General features: G+C 68.2%; 13 protein-coding genes and 1 pseudogene. 5 read left to right on the plus strand and 9 right to left on the minus strand.

The genetic code is table 11. The features are described from left to right. Positions 1-110 precede the first annotated feature (110 nt). On the minus strand, positions 111-458 hold the full coding sequence (locus ACFY0T_RS37525; protein WP_388881324.1) for a hypothetical protein: 348 nt from the start codon (positions 456-458) through the stop codon (positions 111-113). Between ACFY0T_RS37525 and ACFY0T_RS37530 the strand changes: the two genes are divergently transcribed. The 3 genes from ACFY0T_RS37530 to ACFY0T_RS37540 all read left to right on the plus strand — a co-directional run bounded on the left by ACFY0T_RS37530 (position 438) and on the right by ACFY0T_RS37540 (position 4,633). Beyond that, positions 438-1,397, plus strand: a complete 960-nt coding sequence (locus tag ACFY0T_RS37530; protein WP_388881327.1) for a LysR family transcriptional regulator — start codon at positions 438-440, stop codon at positions 1,395-1,397. The genes ACFY0T_RS37525 and ACFY0T_RS37530 overlap by 21 nt on opposite strands. 248 nt (positions 1,398-1,645) lie before the next feature. Next, complete coding sequence (locus ACFY0T_RS37535) at positions 1,646-3,625, plus strand: collagenase (RefSeq protein WP_388881330.1); 1,980 nt, start codon at positions 1,646-1,648, stop codon at positions 3,623-3,625. A 186-nt stretch (positions 3,626-3,811) separates the two neighbouring features. Then, complete coding sequence (locus ACFY0T_RS37540; protein ID WP_388881333.1) at positions 3,812-4,633, plus strand: SAM-dependent methyltransferase; 822 nt, start codon at positions 3,812-3,814, stop codon at positions 4,631-4,633. A gap of 178 nt (positions 4,634-4,811) precedes the next feature. Here the strand turns inward: ACFY0T_RS37540 and ACFY0T_RS37545 are convergent, their stop codons facing one another. The 6 genes and pseudogenes from ACFY0T_RS37545 to ACFY0T_RS37570 form a co-directional block, all read right to left on the minus strand. Next, positions 4,812-5,354, minus strand: coding sequence for an FABP family protein (locus ACFY0T_RS37545; protein WP_388881336.1), 543 nt, complete (start codon positions 5,352-5,354; stop codon positions 4,812-4,814). Positions 5,355-5,689: 335 nt separating this feature from the next. Next, a pseudogene (locus ACFY0T_RS37550) lies at positions 5,690-6,213 on the minus strand (LysR substrate-binding domain-containing protein); the annotation flags it as partial. Positions 6,214-6,552: 339 nt separating this feature from the next. Beyond that, the gene (locus ACFY0T_RS37555; protein WP_388881691.1) at positions 6,553-7,533 is read right to left on the minus strand and encodes a phosphotransferase enzyme family protein; all 981 of its coding nucleotides are present in this window, start codon (positions 7,531-7,533) and stop codon (positions 6,553-6,555) included. 85 nt (positions 7,534-7,618) lie between these two features. After that, on the minus strand, positions 7,619-8,611 hold the full coding sequence (locus ACFY0T_RS37560; RefSeq protein ID WP_388881339.1) for an aldo/keto reductase: 993 nt from the start codon (positions 8,609-8,611) through the stop codon (positions 7,619-7,621). 99 nt (positions 8,612-8,710) lie between these two features. Further along, a complete protein-coding gene (locus ACFY0T_RS37565) occupies positions 8,711-10,333 on the minus strand; it encodes an acyltransferase family protein (protein ID WP_388881342.1) in 1,623 nt (540 codons plus the stop codon). A 49-nt stretch (positions 10,334-10,382) separates the two neighbouring features. Further along, on the minus strand, positions 10,383-11,402 hold the full coding sequence (locus tag ACFY0T_RS37570; protein WP_388881345.1) for a hypothetical protein: 1,020 nt from the start codon (positions 11,400-11,402) through the stop codon (positions 10,383-10,385). 417 nt (positions 11,403-11,819) lie between these two features. On the opposite strand from ACFY0T_RS37570, the gene ACFY0T_RS37575 reads away from it, so the two are divergent. Beyond that, a complete protein-coding gene (locus ACFY0T_RS37575; protein ID WP_388881348.1) occupies positions 11,820-12,404 on the plus strand; it encodes an RNA polymerase sigma factor in 585 nt (194 codons plus the stop codon). Then, positions 12,397-13,143 carry a hypothetical protein gene (locus ACFY0T_RS37580; RefSeq protein ID WP_388881351.1) on the plus strand — a complete coding sequence of 249 codons (747 nt, stop codon included), beginning with the start codon at positions 12,397-12,399 and terminating at the stop codon, positions 13,141-13,143. Before ACFY0T_RS37575 ends, ACFY0T_RS37580 begins: the two co-directional genes overlap by 8 nt. 60 nt (positions 13,144-13,203) lie before the next feature. Here ACFY0T_RS37580 and ACFY0T_RS37585 read toward each other — a convergent pair whose 3' ends face one another. Together ACFY0T_RS37585 and ACFY0T_RS37590 are read right to left on the minus strand one after the other, a co-directional pair. Next, positions 13,204-14,124, minus strand: coding sequence for a serine/threonine-protein kinase (locus tag ACFY0T_RS37585; protein ID WP_388881353.1), 921 nt, complete (start codon positions 14,122-14,124; stop codon positions 13,204-13,206). Beyond that, entirely contained in the window at positions 14,121-15,977 is a 1,857-nt protein-coding gene (locus ACFY0T_RS37590; protein WP_388881356.1) for an ABC transporter ATP-binding protein, read from the minus strand. Before ACFY0T_RS37590 ends, ACFY0T_RS37585 begins: the two co-directional genes overlap by 4 nt. Positions 15,978-16,462: the final 485 nt, after the last annotated feature.

The raw sequence follows: 16,462 nt of genomic DNA on the forward strand, positions 1-16,462 counted from the left end.
TGGTTGGCCTTCGGCGTAGGCCGGGTGCGTGGGCCTGTCTCACCGCTCGCTGGACCAGGCGCGGCGGGCGACGGGTGGCAGCACGCGACCGAACGCATGGTCGACGATCGTCAGTCGGCGGTCCCGGACACGGACCGGGTGCCTTCGGCGGACCGGGAGACAAGGATGCCCAGGCCGTCGCGGGAAGGCGTGCCGGGTTCAGCGGTCCAGACGTCGAGTTGCCGGCCGGGGTCGTTCACGCAGCCGAGGGCGTCCCAGTCGAGCGTCAGGTCGCCGACGACGGGATGGCGCAGCATCGTGCTGAAGCGGCGCATCCGTGTCTTGTGGGTAAGACGGTGCGATGGAACGCTTCCCCTCCGCTGGTGCAACCGGAGGGCGGCATCGTTGTCACGGTCGTGTGGCTGCGCGGCACGGTGATGCGGACGGGGAGAGGGCGGATGGAGCTGGAGCTTCGGCATCTGCGGGTGCTGTGCGCGATCGCCGATGCGGGGAGCGTGGGTCGGGCCGCGTCGGATCTGGGGTACTCACAACCGGCCATGAGCACCCAGCTCCAGCGGATCGAGCGCTTCTTCGGTCAGTCGCTGTTCGAGCGCGGGGTGTCGGGTGTGAGGCTGACGCCATACGGATGGGAGGTCGTTACTCAGGCACGGGACGTCCTCGCGCGCGCGGAGGCGATTGAGCGCCGTCCTGCCGGGGGCTCGGCGAGAACGCGTCGGATCCTGCGCGTGGCCGCGACCAACTCACCAGTGTTGTCGGGCATGGTGGTCCGGGTCCGAAGCCGGCTGCCGGACGTGTCGCTCACCGTCAGCAGCGTGTACGCGTCCTCTCAGATCGTCGAACTCCTGGAAGCGGGCGAGGTGGACGCGGCGATCGCCGCGGACTATCCCGGAATGGAATTACGCCATTCCGCAGCGGTGGCACATCGCGGGATCGTCACCGAGCCGACGTTTGTGGCCCTGTCGGCTCGTCACCGGCTCAGGCATCGCCCCCAGGTGGCGCTCGACGATCTGGCGGAGGATGCGTGGTTCGTGACACCTGACGACGGGGCCGGCTGGCCGGGAGTCTTCTATGCGGCGTGTGAGGCGGCCGGCTTCTCGCCGGTGGCGGTGCACGAATTCCTCGGCGACCAACTGCAGTTGCAGAACATGATTGCCGACGGTCTCGGGGTGTCCTTGGTGCAGGCGACGCTCCGGCCGACCCCGGACGTGTTGGTCAAACCGCTGATCGGCACACCGCTGTGGTGCCGCTACGTGCTGGCCTGGCGACGCGACAGGGTTCCCGACGAGGTGGCGGAGACGCTGTTCGTTTCCGCCACTGCGGCGTACCGCGAACTCATCGCGCAGTCACCGCACTTGAGGGCGTGGGCCTCGCGGACGTGGAGCGTGGCCGGTCCGTAGGGGCTGGGTTCAGGCCGCACCGGGCTGTGCGCGGCTGCCTGCCGGACCGGGCGTCCGACCGGATCTCGTGGCGACCGGCGTGGCAGGGCGCGGATGTCGTGGCCAAGGGTGTCGCAGGCCCGGATGTTATGGCCCGGCGGTGCAATGTGCTATGTCACACCCCATTGTTGGCACCGATGGGGATTGAGAAGGTGCCTCTCACGCCTCATCACCGCTTTCGAGGCGCATCTATCCGCGAAGGAGTCCAGATGCGCTACCGCTTCACCCTGCCCAGATGCGTGGTCGGTGCTCTCGCTGCCGGTGCCACCATCGCCAGCCTGCTGGCGACGCCGGCGCTCGCCGCGCCCCCGTCACCGGCTGACACCAACGCCGTTACCGGAACGCAAAACACGACGCCACCCGTGCCACCGACCGGTTCGACCCTCGGCGCCTCCGACCGGGATGTGCACGGCCGACGGGTGACTCCCGCTCAACTCCCGCCCCTCAAGGCAGCGACGCCCCCGCATGACCCGGCTGCCTCGGCCGGACCGAAGGAGTCGCCGAGGGCGGCCTCCTGCACTCCGGCCGACTTCGGCAGCCGGACCGGATCCGCGCTCGTTGCGTTCGTCAAGGCCTCGACCATGGACTGCGTCAACAGCCTGTTCACCGTCACCGGTACAGACGCGCACAAGATCTTCCGCGAGGCCCAGATGGCCACCATCGCGAATGCCTTCACGAGCGCGGCCAGGAGATACGGGGGCGACAACTCGGCCCACGTGTGGCAGCTCGTCCTGTTCCTGCGCGCCGGCTATTACGTGCAGTTCTACAACCCGTCAGACGTCGGCCCCTACGGCGCAGCCCTGACCACAGCCACGGGCCGCGGTATGGACGCCTTCTTCGCCCGCCCCCGTTCAAGGGACGTCACCTCCGCGAACGGCGACATCCTGGGTGACGTCATCATCCTCACCGACAGTGCGGACCTGCAGGACCGTTACCTGAACGTCTACCGGCGGGTGCTGGGCGCATACAACAGCTCCTACGACGCCATCAGCAGCATGGTGGCAGCCGTCAACGACGTCTACACCCCGCTGTGGCGCGGTAACTGGAACACCGCCTACGTCCGCGCGGTCACGGCCGACCCGGGAATCATCGACACCCTCAACACGTTCGCGCTCCACCACATGAACCTGCTGGGGACCGAGCGTGCCTACCTCGACTCCAACGCCGGAATGAACCTCGCCCGCTATGTCGAGCATCCCGCGCTGCAGGCCCGGGTCCGGCCGCTGGTCAAGGGCCTGTTGAACGCCTCGAAGATCACCGGCCCCACCGCCCAGCTGTGGGTCGCGGTCGCGACCCAAGCGGACTACTACGACACAGCCGGCTGCTCGTACTACGACGTCTGCGACCTGGCCGGCAAGTTGACGAAGGCGGCCCTGCCGATCACCCACGCCTGCGACGCGACGCACACCATCCGGGCGCAGGCACTGAGCGCCGCCGACCTCGACGCGACATGCGCCGACGTGCTGGCCCAGGACCCGTACTTCCACAGCATCGTCAAGGACGAGGGCCCCATACCCGGTCAGTACGTGTCAACCATCCAACTCGTTGTGTTCGCCAGCCGCGCCGACTACCAGACCTACGCCGGGGCGATCTTCGGCGTCAGCACGGACAACGGCGGCATCACCCTGACAGGAGATCCGACCGACCCCCACAACCAACCCGTTTCGGTCATGTACCAGAAGGACTACGACGACGGCTTCGTGGCCCGGATCTGGAACCTCAACCACGAGTACACGCACTACCTCGACGCCCGCGACGACATGAAGGGTGATTTCACCCAGCAGACCGCCGTTCCCGATGTCTGGTGGATCGAGGGCCTGGCCGAATACGTCTCCTACAGCTACCGCGGCATCACCGACGACCAGGCGGTCAGCGAGGCGGTCAAGCACACCTACACACTGAGCACGCTCTTCCAGAACACCTACGCAAACAGCGACGTGACCCGCACCTACCCCTGGGGCTACCTCGCGGTCCGCTACATGGCGGAGAACCACCCGGCGGACATCCAACGCATGCTCGCCCACTTCCGAGTCGGCGACTACACGGGCGGCTACGCCGTCTACAACTCCGACATCGGCACCCGCTACGACGCCGACTTCGACAACTGGCTCACCGCGTGCGCCGCAGGCGCCTGCGCCAAACCGGGCGCAGACGTCCTTCGACACGGCGGCCTCCGCCCGACGCGTTAGCCCGACCGACTCCGGCGCCAGGTCATCACCCGGCTTGTCCCCGGCAGCCGCATCTTGGCCGGCAGCGAGTCCCTTGTGTGGTCGCCCGTCCTCGGTCCGGTGCTGGGGATGGGCGGAGTCGCTGTTCTCAACTCCTGCCGCTAGGTTGCCTCTTGAGCGATTATCGGCTGACCTGGAGGACATCCCGTGACCGAGACCCCCGCCGCGTCGAGCGAGGTCCGCAAGAGAATCAAGACCGACCAGCCGCACACGGCCCGGATCTGGAACTACTGGCTGGGTGGCAAGGACAACTACGAGGTGGACCGGGAGGCCGGGGACCAGATCCGCAAGCTGCACCCCGGCATCGGCGACTACGCCCGCGCCGACCGGCTGTTCCTCGGGCGCGCCGTGCGGTACCTCGCGGGCGAGTGCGGGATACGGCAGTTCCTCGACATCGGCACCGGCCTGCCCACCGCCGACAACACGCACGAGGTCGCCCAGCGCGTCGCGCCGGAGTCCCGCATCGTCTATGTCGACAACGATCCGCTGGTGCTCGCGCACGCCCGTGCCCTACTGACCAGCACGCCGGAAGGGCGCACGGACTACCTCGACGAGGATCTGCGCAACGTGGACGCGATCCTGGAACAGGCGGCCCGGACCTTGGACTTCGGTCAGCCCGTGGCGCTGGTGCTGCTCGGCGTCGTCATCTTCATCGAGGACGACGAGGGGGCGTACGGCATCGTGCGGCGCCTCATGGACGCGCTCCCCCAAGGAAGCCACCTCGTCCTCTCACACACCATCACGCGGCCGGACATGCCCGACGTAGACGCCGCGGTGGCGTTCTGGAACGAGCACGGCACGCCGAAGCTGACGCAGCGCACCCCCGCCGCCGTCGCCGAGTTCTTCGGCGGGCTGGAACTCCTCGAACCCGGCGTGGTCTCCTGCAACCGGTGGCGTCCGGACGGCGGAGGTGACTCCGCTCCGCCTGCTGAGGTGGCCATGTTCGGTGGCGTGGGACGCAAGGCCTGATCACCTTCGGCCCGGGGCCCACGCAGTGCTGTGTGCCCCGGCCTCGGCCATGGCGGTGAGGGCAGCCCTGCGCATCGTGCTGGTTGTTGGCGCTTCCTGAAACGCTGGTCGGCGGACGGCACCTGGGACAGCATCCTCACGGCCGCCCAGGCCGACGCCGAGGGCCAGGCGGCCCGGCTTACCGCTTGCGTCGCAGCCGTGCCGAGAGATGGTGCTGCAGCGGCTGGCCGACCGCCGCGAGGTCGTGAACGAATGTGAGTGTGTCGCTGTCGGTCAGGGTGTAGCGGCGGCGGGTGGCGTTGACCTCCTTGGCAGTGGGGGTGCGGGCCACCTCGTGGGTGGAGAGGTCGACCGTGTCCTCGGCCGCATGCCCGACTGCGATCTCCGCGATGCCGGTGGGCTGGGTGATCAGCGCCTCCACCCGGCCGTCGGGCTGAAGCCGCCACCAGCCGCTCTCCCGGGCCGACGGACGCAGCGGTGCGCCGTCGGCGTCGAGCAGCCAGGCCCGGGCCTCGTAGCGCAGGAAGGGCCGGCCGTCATGGCTGAAGGTGATCTCCTGCGCGTACGCGAAGTCCCCGGCGAGCGTCGGGTACCCGCCTCGGCCCCGGCCGTGCCACGTACCCAGGAGGCCGAGCACGGGCGCGAGCAGTGCGTGCGGTGCGGGCACCTCGTCCGGCCGATATCCGTCGGGGTACGGGTACTCCGGTGCAGGGTCGAACACGATGACGCTCCTGGGGTCGGGCCGGTGCCGGGTGAAAGCCTAGGTGTTCTGTCCACGGAGGTCAGGGACGGTGAATGGTCCGGAAGCGGCGTTGATTCGCTACGTACTGAGGGTGTCGGCGAGTTGGGCCGGTTTCTGCGCGGATGGACTGCCGGATCGGCGTGGTGTACGACGAGGAGTGGTCCGTCGGCACTGGCGAGCAGGAGTCGTTCGTAGCGCAACTCCAACCGCCCCACCTGCGGATGATCCATCTGTGAGGAGCCAGAGGCTGCGCGAACGTTGTCCTTCGACGACGAGCCGACGGCAATGGGCCCGCACATCGTGTGCGTCGGCGAGGGTCGGGCCGGTGTGTCGGCGTCGAGGGCCGCGGCACGGAGGGCGGCTGCCACGCGGATGACCGGTTCGGTCGGTGGGTGGGGAAGGCGGGCCAGGAACAGGCGCCGTTGTTCTTGGGGCCCGCCACGCACCGGCAGGATCCGTACACCCGGTGGCGCGGCGGGGGCGAGTGTGGCGGGCACGGTGGTCAGCCCGCAGCCGGTGGCGACGAGGTGGAGCTTGGCCAGCCAGTCGCGGGCGGTGTGGGCGATCTCGGGCCGCTCGTCCAGGCCGGGCCACACCCCCATCAACCGGTCTTCGCCGGAGGAGGAAGCCGCGATCCAGCGCTGCCCACGCAGGTCGGCCACGTCGACGAAGTCCCCGCGGGCGAGGGGGCGGGTGGCGGGCACCGCGAGACACAGTGCACGTTCGGTGAGCGTCCGCAGCGCCAGCCGGGCGACTCGGCGTCCGGCGGGCCGAACGGTGGCGCCGAGGCCAGGAGGGCGAGGTCCAGACTGCCGGCCCGCAGGGCGCGCACCAGCGCGAGCGGCCGCCGACGCCTTCGAGGAGGGCGACCGCGTTGGAGATCACGACGTCGACCCCGCCGTGCCGTGTTCGTGAACGCTGTTGCTCGGCGCCACCCGGTGAGCCGTCCCGGCTGCCTGGCCCGTTGTCGCCCCCGCACCGCCGGGCGTCCGGCGAGTCACCGGCTGGATGATGCCACACCCCGTGCGCCCGGGCGACGAAGAACGCTGGCAGGCCTGTCCTGGCGGTCATGTCATGGTTCGGTTGAAGCCGTCATATGCCGGGGTCTGGAGTGGATCGCAACCGTGTGTGGTTGAGGTCTTCGGAGTGGTCTGCGACGACCTCGATGACTGACCGGTCACCACTCGGCCTCAAGGGCCTTGAGCAATCGGGAGGCCGCGGCCAGGTCCGGCACGTTCCGCAAGGAGGCGACGACTTGGCCGCTCGCGAACTCCCGCTGCGCGGCGGTCACCGTCGGATCGATCGCGCACTCGGCCTGCACGTAAAGATAGTTCAAGGCTGTTGCGAAAAGCATGGAGAACGAATCCAGGCTTTTGATGGCCGCGCGGCCTCCCGCATCCACATACGCGCGCGCCAATCGCCGAGCGGAATCCGCGTCGAACTGGTTCCCGCCCGACCATACATAAACGGCGCGTGCGAGCTCACGCTCCGCCGATGTGGATCCGGCGTTGTCCCAGTCGAGGAGAACCGGCCCGCCCGCACCGACCAGAACGTTCTGGGGCTGCAGATCGAGATGTGACGTCACCAAATCACCGGGGTCCGACGCGGTCACATGGTGCGTCAGTTCTGCCGCCGAGGTGGAGACGAATCGGCCCAGCGCGTCCGACCACGGCAGGCCGGCCTGGCGAATCTTCTTGTGCAGCTCTGTCCACTCGGCGTCCTGGTGGCACTCCTCGTACCAGGAGTTCGGTGTTACGGTCGCGCCCGCTCCGGCCATGTGGAGGAGTGCCAGGGTCCGGCCGAACCAGCTCAGGATTTCCGGATCGGAGGCGTCTGCCTCAGTACCGTTGACCCAGTTGTACAGCTTTACATAGGAGCCGCCCAACGAGGGAGGAAGTTGCGAGACGTATTCACCGTCGCGATTCGGGATGAATCGCGGCGACACGATCCCCAGTTTCTCCGTGGCGTTCCGCAGTGCGGCTTCTCGGTGGACCTGCTGCTTGTCGCAGCCGAAGAGAAGTTCCTTCACTGCCCATGAGGATCCGTTTCCCGCTAACTTCCAGATCTGGCCCAGTGCGCCACGGGTGACGGGCGTCATCGTCCACGGCCCGGTGCCGAGGGCATAGATGTCCGCTATGAAGTCGGCTGTGTCATGCATGCAGGTGCCTTTCCAGGTGCTGATGGCCACCGCTGGCTTCAGGGGCCCTTCCGGCTCGAGCGGCCGGGTGGTGAGGCTTCGCGGATCACCACTGGTTGTGGATCTGCGGACGGATCAGTTCGTCGTAGACGTCTTGCACGGCCTTGTGCGTGACCTGGTCCAACGGGGCCAGCGCGGCCGCGGCGGCGTTCGCGTGTGCCTGCTCGGCGTTGCGCGCGCCCGGGATGACGACGCTCACCGCCTGCTGGTCGACGATCCAGCGCAGCGCGAACTGAGCCAGCGTCACGCCCTCGGGCACCAGAGGACGCAGCCGCTCCACCGCCTCGAGCCCGGTCGCGTAATCCACGCCCGAGAAGGTCTCGCCGACGTCGAAGGCCTCGCCGCGCCGGTTGTAGGTGCGGTGGTCGTCCGCGCCGAAGACGGTCGCGGCCGTGTACAGCCCCGAAAGCAGCCCGCTGGCCAGCGGCACGCGCGCGATGATGCCGACCCCTGCCGCCGCCGCGGCGGGCAGTACCGCCTCCAACGGCTTGGTGCGGAAGGCGTTCAGGACGAGTTGGATCGTGGCGAGGTTCGGGCGGCGGATGGCGGCCAGCGCCTGCCGGCAGGTACGGACGCTGACTCCGTACGCCCCGATGGTCCCGTCCTCGACCAGCGCGTCGAGGGCGTCGAACACCTCGTCGCTCGCGTACACCGGGTCCGGCGGGCAGTGCAGTTGCACCAGGTCGAGCCGCTCGACCCCAAGGTTGCGCCGCGAACGGTCGGTCCACGCACGGAAGTTGGCGGCGTTGTAGTTCTCCGGCACCTGGGCCATTCGCCGGCCCATCTTCGTCGCCACGGTCAATTCCGGCGTGCCCGACCGCGCGAGCGACCGCAGGAGTTTGCCGATGATCTGCTCGCTCCGCCCGTCCCCGTACTCGTCGGCGGTGTCGATGAAGTCCACGCCCGACTCGAGCGCCGCGTGCAGCGTGCCGAGGGCGTCCGCCTCGTCCACCTGACCCCAGCCCGCGCCGAGCTGCCAGGCCCCGAGCCCGATCACCCCCACCTGCCTACCCGTACGCCCCAGCATCCTGATCTCCATGATCACGACTCTAGGGGGAAGGCGGGTTTGACCGCCGGGATTTTGGCGCCGGGGCCCTGCCCACAGGCCCTCGAAGTACTTGGCCTCGCCAGGCGGTGATCAGTCCTTGGCCTTGGCAGGCCGGGGCAGTTCGGCCGCGTTGGTCGTCTCGGCGAGTGCGAGACGGCCACCCTGCAGCTCGGGCACGTGGTGGTAGATGGTGGTGCGGGAGACGCCGAGGAGCTCGGCGATCGAAGTGACGGTGCTCTCCGGGCGGGCGAGCAGGTCGCGGGCATGGCGCACTTGCTCCTCGGTCATGGTCGGCGGGCGGCCGATTCGGACACCGTGGGCACGGGCGGCGTCCAGACCCTTCCAGCGTGAACGTCCTGCCGAGAACAAGGACTTCCACGACCGGTTTCGCTGGAAAGGCATCTCAAAGATCTTGGCGAATAGTCGTGCTCCCAGCACCGAAGCGGGAAGTCCCAGCATCACCGTGAACCAGAATGCAGGCAGGCCGGGCGATACGTACTGCGGGGCGATTTTTCGACCGACAATCATGACAATCGGCAAATGAATGAGGTAGAGACTGTACGAAAAGTTGCCGAGACTGCGAATGGGTCGCGTAGCCAGGAGCCACATGAGGAAGGCGGGTCTGCCCGTAGCAACCGCCGCAAGGAGCATCGTCATGGCGGGCACGACGGCAAGATCCACCCAGAAATAATGATCTACCGTCCAAACCGATCCCTTGATAGCGACGAGTGAGAGAACGGGCACAGCGGCCAGGGCCGCGAGCCAATGCCATGGCAGGCGCCGGACCTTCTCCGACGCAACAATGACGCCCGCGCCAACCAGACCGGCAACAAATACAGGGGCGAGATTCGGAGTCAGCCAGTTCACGCCCTCTACCGGGGATGCGTTTGCCGCCAACAAGCCGCGTGCGACCACCAGGGACGTCACACCCGCAACCAGGATTACTGCCCCCAGCCGCCGCCGGATCAAAAGGAGGAACGGAAAGACGAGATAGAGCTCCGCCTCCACGCCTATCGACCAGAATGCTCCATTCGGCGTTGGAGCCATAAATATGTCTTGGACTACGAGACCGTACACCAGAATCGATTTGTCGCTCGGCGGTCCCAAATGCGAGGCAGGCACCACAAACCAAGCAACCATCAAGCTCAACACGAGTGCCGCCCAGTATGGAGGCAGGATTCGCCAGGCGCGCCGACGCAGGAAACGAACACCACCGCCCAGTTGCCAACCGTTACGCGCTGGAGAGATAGCCAGGGAGAAACCGGACAGCACCAGAAAGAAGACAACAGCGAGACGTCCGTACATCAGCCAGCCCAGCCAGGAGGGACCCGAGTTGTCGGGAAACCCTGGAAAGGTGAGAAGCCAGCAGTGAAACAGGAGCACGTACAGTGCAGCCAAGCCGCGGAGCCCGTCAAGGCCCAGCACATGGTTGCGACTGTGCACTTCAAGCCGCTCCAGCGGCGGAGAGACGGGGAGTGGGGGTTCCATACTCATCCCAACGTGCCGTCCCGCGCCGATGTTCAACCGCGCGCCGATCGTCCGCCGGTACGCCTCGGAGTCGATGAACTGGCGCAGATGGAGTGTCTTGAAGACACGGCCGTAGTGCGCGAACCCATCCCACCGGCCGATCATCCGGTCACGGCTGGTCATCATGCGGAGCAGGTCGTACGTCCCCACCTTCCCAGTCTGCATGGACCCGGCGACGCTGAGCATGTCTTCCCAACGTCCGCGGTTGCTGAGGGTGCCAGTCGGAGGTTCGTTGCTACTTGAGGGCCTTGTAGCGGTTCGCGAGGGCGTGGAAGGCTTCCTTTGGCTCCCAGGGCATGTCGGGGTAGGTGCGCGCGTCCGCGAGGTAGCCGCTCTGCTCGTCGACGATCTTGACGATGCCGTAGGAGGCGAGGTCCGGGTCCGGTCCGGACAGGCGGTGCGGGGTGCCGTAGCCGGCGAAGCTGAACCAGAAGACGGAGTCGACGCCTTCGTCTTCGAAGATGGGCATGAGGTCGTCGAGGTAGCGGACTTGCTCGCCCTCGTCGCGCACCAGGTCCGGCTTGGGAGTGACACCGTCCGTCTCCATGGCCACATGCCAGCCCGCGCCGCCGTAGTCGCCCGCCCCTCGGAAGGTGCAACAGCCGACCTCCATGACGGCGACCGGCTTGCCGTGAGCGAACTCCTTGCGCAGGTCGTCGCGGTAGGTGGCGGCGTTGCGCAGGCCCCGGAAGGCGTCCAGGCCGACGATATCGAAGGGGCTCCAGTCCACGCCGTCCAGCGGGCAGGAGGCGTAGCTGACGGGACCGCCGAAGACCGGCCGCACCGCGGTGACGACCTTGCCGAGGAACGCGTTGACCTTGTCAGGGATGCCCAGGAGTGCGGCTTCGCGGCCGGGCCCGGCCAGGACCGGGACACGGGTGTTGAAGGTGTCGCCGGGCAGGTATCCGCGGGCGAACAGGCTCAGTTCGCAGCCGGTGACGAGGACGACGTCGGCGCCGTCGTGGCGCAGTCGTTCGGCCCGCTCGGCGCAATCGGCGAAGTACGGCAGCATCTGCTCGTTCGTCATCTCGCAGGGGAACGGCGAGAACCACACCTCCAGCCCGGCGGCCGCCGCATACCGCGCCGCGGTCTCGATCCGGTCCGGGTCGCCGCCCGTGATGCGGATCGCGGTGCAGTGCAGGTCCTCGGCGATGACCCGCATGTCCCGCTCGACGAGGTGGGGGTCGAAGACGGGGCGGGAGGTATCGCCGTTGGGAAAGGTGCCGGTGTCGTAGTGGATGCCGTTGCCGCGCATGACTGACGCCTCCGATCAGAATCACTGTGTCTCGTACGACGCGATCGTCGAGGCTCCAGCGGCGTCAGGGTCAAGACCGGATGGTGATCAGCCGGCGGGAACCCGGCGGCCCCGTCGCCCCTCAGGCTGCTTCGGATGACGGACAGGCCAGAAAGAGCACCTGGCGGTGTGTGAGGAGGCAGCAGGCGAGCCGAAGAGACGCTTCGTGGATGTCGGCCCTGCGCTCCCAATGACTGCCTGGACGCCACAAGCCGTGCACCTTGCCGCGCTGTCGCACTGCGGCCCGGCCGCTGCCCGAGCGCATGGACGCCAGCACCCTCGCCACATGCCGATTGGGGTGATGGACCGGACAATGGAAGGGTGATCTTCCGCCGTCACCAGGCAATCTTCTGGCCGGAATGGTCCGTATATGTGGGTATGCAGGGTTTTAGGCTCCCCGTAGGCCGCCTTCCGGACGAGGCTCTGCTGTCCGGACTGGCCACTGGCGACCCAGAACTCGCGGTTGCTTTCGTACGGCGGTTCCAGCACGCGGTCTTCGGTGTCGCCATCGCCGTCATCGGCGATCCACAGCTCGCTGAGGACATCGCCCAGCAGACGTTCGAGCGCGCGTGGCGGCACGCGCAGATCTATGACTCCCGCCGCGGTTCGGTGATGACCTGGCTGACGACCATTGCGCACAACCTCGCCATCGACGCCGTCCGATCACGTCGGCCGGAGCCGTTGGCCCCCGAGGAACTCGACGCGCTCCTCGGTGTCGTGACCGAGACCCCCGAGAAGCTCGCGCTCGCGGACGAGGCGTCGTCCAGGCTGCGGGCCGCCGTGGCACGACTGCCGCGCGAACAGGGGCGCGCCCTGGTGATGGCCGGCATCTACGGAATGACGGCTCAGCAGATCGCCGACTGGGAGAAGATCCCGCTGGGCACGGCGAAGACGCGGATCAGGACAGCGATGGGGAAACTGCGGACCACGCTCACGTCTCCGAAGCGAGGCGACCATGTCTAAGGACGTGACCTGCGAAAAGCTGCTGGCGATCGGTGCCGAGCTGGCTCTGGACGTTCTCCCGGGCCGAGAGCGGGCCGAGGCTGTCGCGCATCTGGACCGGTGCGCGGACTGCCGGGAGCACGTCGGGCAGCTCACCCTCGTCGGCGACGGGCTGGTCGGCCTGTTGCCGGGCAGCGAGCCGCCGGTCGGGTTCGAAACCCGGGTGGCACGGTCGCTGGCCCAGGCCACGGCGACGCCTGAGAGTGGCCGACTCGCGCGCGGGCAAGGTCGGAGGCGCAAGGGGTTCCTCGGACGTGTGCGGCTACGGGTCGCGTCCGCCGTCGCCGCCTTCGCGCTCGCCGCCGGGTTCGGCGGCTGGACCGTCGGCACGGCCATCGAGAACTGGGCCGCCCCTCCACGGCCCGCCGAGGTCGGGGCGGAAGTGATGGCCGCGGATCTGACGACAGTCGGCCCCCAGGGGGAGTCGGCGGGCAAGATCTTTGCCCATCCCGGATCGCCGAGCTGGGTCTACGTGTCCATTGACCTCGAGGACACCGGGATCGAGTACAGCGGGGCGGTCACCTGTCTGCTGGAGCGCACGGACGGCACCACCATGCGCGTGGGCACTTTCGCACTGCACGACGGCTACGGATCCTGGGAAGTCCCGTTGCCGGTGGAGCCGTCCACGCTCTCCGGCGCTCGCCTGACCTCGGCCGACGGCACCGTCCTCGCCACCGCGCACTTCGAAGCGGCGACATAGTCCTGGCCGTGCCCCGTCGGACCGGTGACGTTCCGGCTCCGGCGCGCCCCTGCACAACCGTCATGCTTGCGGCACGTGGCGTCGCTGCCACGGCAGAGCCGCGTCGAAGGCGGTGGCGAGTTCTGCGAGGGTGGGCCGGGCTGCCGGATCGGGCCGCAGGCAGCCGTCGATGGCCATGGCGAGGTCCCGCGGCAGGCGCCGGCGGGACCCGATCGGCGGGGCACGTTCTTCGAGCTGCGGATACCAGTCGTCCCGGCCGGTCGTGTCGTCACCGGTCTCTGCCCCCGCCTCGTCGCCGGCCTCTGCCCCCGTCTCGTCCACGGTCTCACCGCAGTCGAACGGCAGGTCGCCGGCAGCGATCTCGTACAACGTGATGCCGATGCCCCATACGTCGGTTGCGGCCGTCAGCGGACCGCCGCGCGCCTGCTCGGGTGCGAGATAGCAGAAGGTGCCGATGCCCGCTGGAGCGATGCCGGGCGGCCGCGCGACGCTGAGGTCGAGCACCTTGGCGTGCCCGCAGTCGACCACGACGTTGGACGGCTTGAGGTCGAGGTGCAGCAGGCCCTGACCATGGAGGTAGTGCATCGCGGAACACAGATGTACGCCGAGGAGGGCCACGTCCTCGGCGGCCGGCCGGCGCCGCAACCGGTGGATGAGGTGGGACAGCGTCTCGCCGGTGAGGGTTTCCAGTACGACGAGGGGCTCGGGGGATGCGAAGGTCTCGTACGCGCGGACCAGGTGCGGGTGGGTGAAGGACTGAAGCCAGCGGCCCTCACGCAGCAGCCTCTCGCACAGTCGTTCCTCGTGGCGTCGGTCGGGACGCACGACCTTGACAACGCACCGGCAGTCCCGTTCCTCGCTCCAGGCGTCGTACAGGTCGAGCCAGCCGGTCCGCGCCAGGTGTGCCAGGACCTCGTAGCCCGGCGCGGGTTTCGTTCCCGGTACCAGGGGCGGAGGCGGTGGTGCGGTGGCCCGGCTCATGACCGCACCTTCCCCTTGGGCGGAGTGGCGGCGAACGCGCTGGGAGCGTTCAGGCGGTGCAGCCGGGCGTAGGTTCCGTCGCGCGCCAGCAGGTCTTCGTGTGTGCCACGCTCGACGACCCGGCCGTGGTCGAGTACCAGGATGCGGGTGGCGTCGCGCACGGTGAGCAGGTTGTGCGAGATGACGATGGTGGTCCGCCCGGCCATGAGACGGCGCAGCGGTTCCATGATCCGCCGACCCGACTGGGCGTCCAGCCCGGTGGTCGGTTCGTCGAGCAGGAGTACGGGAGCGTCCCTGATCATCGCGCGGGCGATCGCGAGGCGCTGGCGCTGCCCACCGGACAGCGTCCGTCCGTGCTGGCCCACCACGGTGTCGTAGCCCTCCGGAAGCAGCCGGATGAACTCGTGGGCGTCGGCGGCGCGGGCCGCGGCGACGATGTCCGCCTGTGTCGCCTCCGGGCGGCCGTAGGCGATGTTCTCCCGCACGGTGCCGTGGAAGACCAGCGTCTCCTGCAGCACCACCGCGACACTGTCCCGCACCTCGGACAGCCGCAGGTCCCTCAGGTCGGTTCCGTCGAGGCGGACTGCGCCCTCATCCGGGTCGTAGAAGCGCAGTTGGAGCTTCGCGACGGTGGACTTGCCGGCGCCGCTCGCCCCGACCAGGGCGAGCGTCTCGCCGGGCGCCGCTTGGAACGACACGCCTGCGAGCGCCCACCGGGACGTGCCCGGATAGCGGAAGGAGACGCCCTCGAACTCCACATCTCCGCGGGCACGCCCGAGCCGCCGGGCTCCGGCGGCTTCAACCACCTGGGGGCGCTGGTCGAGCAACTCGATGATCCGCTCGGCGGAGGCGGACGCCGCGTAGAACGTGGTGCTGAGGCGGGACAGATCGCGGATCGGACCGTAGAGCTTGCTGATGAGCGCGAGGAAGACCAGCAACCCGCCGAGCGTCAGCCCGCCCTGTGCCAGCTTCCACGTGCCCAGCGCCATGACGGCCAACGCGCCGGTCACCTCGATGACCTCGACGATCGGCCCGTAGACGGCGCGGATCCGTGCCGACGTCATCGCCGCCCGGAACTTGCCCACGCTCTCGCGCTCGAAGCGGCGCTCCTCCCAGCCCTGCCGGTTGTACGCCTGCACCAGAGCGACGTTGCCGAGCGACTCCTCGGCGATGGCGCTGAGCGAACCACTGCGGCGCCTGCGCTCCCGTGAAGCGTCCTTGATCAGCCGCGAGAAGTGGCGGGCGGCGCCCCAGAACAGCGGCACGATCACGAGCGCGAGGAGGGTCAGATCCCACTGCAGGTAGAACAGCAGGCCGAGGAAGACGCCCACCTCGACCACGTAGTAGAGGGCGTTGGCCACGCCCGAGAGGAGGAATGTCTCGACCGCGTCGACATCGCCCGTGAGACGCGACAGCACATCGCCCAGCCGCCGTCGTTCGAAGAACCCGAGCGAGAGGCCCTGGACATGCCGGAACACATCCGCCCGCAGAGCCAGCAGGAATCGCTCGCTGACCCAGGTGGACGTCACGTCGTCGGCGAAGCCCAGCACGCCGGAGGCAATGATGATCCCCAGGTAGGCGAGTGCGATCCAGAGGAACGGGCTCAGATCTCGCGGGACGAGCACGTCGTCCACCACGATCTTGAAGATCCAGATCTCGGCCCCGTCGAGTACGGGCCCGATCAGGCTGAAGCAGAGGATGACAACCAGCCAGCGCCGGCCACCGCGCGTATAGGGCCAGAAACGCCGGAAGACCCCGCGCAGAGGCACCGGTGGTGCGGCAGCGACGACGGCATCGGGATCCTCCCCCACCGACAGCAGACGCCGCAGAACATGCCGCGGGACACGCGCCATGGCATGCGTTCCTCGAAGATCGCGGGCTCAGCGGACCGGAGTCGCGGACTCCGGCCCACTCAGCCGTGTGCGGTTACCAGTGACGGTGGTCACCGGTACGGCGACGGTGACGACGATGACGGCGCTTGCCGCTCGTGTCGTCGCGCCTTGAGGTCGTGTCCTTCTTGTGGTCATGGTCCTTCGCTGGCATGAGGTGACTGAAGATCGCCATAAGTTTCCCTCCTGGATGCATCCCCCAATGAGAGATACGTCTGCGAGTACGCACTGGATGGCGATTTCGTGATATTTCGTATGATTTCGCCCGATTCCTCGTCAGTCTGCTGCACCTCGTGGCCCAGACCTCGCGGTCCAGAGCTAGGCGCCTCGGATGCCGAGCGATGCATTCCGGTGCGTCGGGCGGGCCTCGTCCGGGAGGGCTGGAGTTGCCCTGGAGTGCACTCCAGGGTGTTCGCTGGTGCCAGAAGCGCCGCGACGTCACGACGAAG

Source organism: Streptomyces sp. NPDC001530, assembly GCF_042894545.1.
In the GTDB taxonomy this organism is placed as follows: Bacteria; Actinomycetota; Actinomycetes; order Streptomycetales; family Streptomycetaceae; genus Streptomyces.

Excerpts from the sequence above, each read along its gene's own strand:
- ACFY0T_RS37530 (WP_388881327.1), top strand. The coding sequence starts at position 438 with ATGGAGCTGGAGCTTCGGCATCTGCGGGTGCTGTGCGCGATCGCCGAT.
- ACFY0T_RS37560 (WP_388881339.1), bottom strand. The coding sequence starts at position 8,611 with ATGGAGATCAGGATGCTGGGGCGTACGGGTAGGCAGGTGGGGGTGATC.
- ACFY0T_RS37580 (WP_388881351.1), top strand. The coding sequence starts at position 12,397 with ATGTCTAAGGACGTGACCTGCGAAAAGCTGCTGGCGATCGGTGCCGAG.
- ACFY0T_RS37535 (WP_388881330.1), top strand. The coding sequence starts at position 1,646 with ATGCGCTACCGCTTCACCCTGCCCAGATGCGTGGTCGGTGCTCTCGCT.
- ACFY0T_RS37585 (WP_388881353.1), bottom strand. The coding sequence starts at position 14,124 with ATGAGCCGGGCCACCGCACCACCGCCTCCGCCCCTGGTACCGGGAACG.
- ACFY0T_RS37565 (WP_388881342.1), bottom strand. The coding sequence starts at position 10,333 with ATGCTCAGCGTCGCCGGGTCCATGCAGACTGGGAAGGTGGGGACGTAC.
- ACFY0T_RS37575 (WP_388881348.1), top strand. The coding sequence starts at position 11,820 with ATGCAGGGTTTTAGGCTCCCCGTAGGCCGCCTTCCGGACGAGGCTCTG.
- ACFY0T_RS37555 (WP_388881691.1), bottom strand. The coding sequence starts at position 7,533 with ATGCATGACACAGCCGACTTCATAGCGGACATCTATGCCCTCGGCACC.
- ACFY0T_RS37525 (WP_388881324.1), bottom strand. The coding sequence starts at position 458 with ATGCCGAAGCTCCAGCTCCATCCGCCCTCTCCCCGTCCGCATCACCGT.
- ACFY0T_RS37570 (WP_388881345.1), bottom strand. The coding sequence starts at position 11,402 with ATGCGCGGCAACGGCATCCACTACGACACCGGCACCTTTCCCAACGGC.
- ACFY0T_RS37590 (WP_388881356.1), bottom strand. The coding sequence starts at position 15,977 with ATGGCGCGTGTCCCGCGGCATGTTCTGCGGCGTCTGCTGTCGGTGGGG.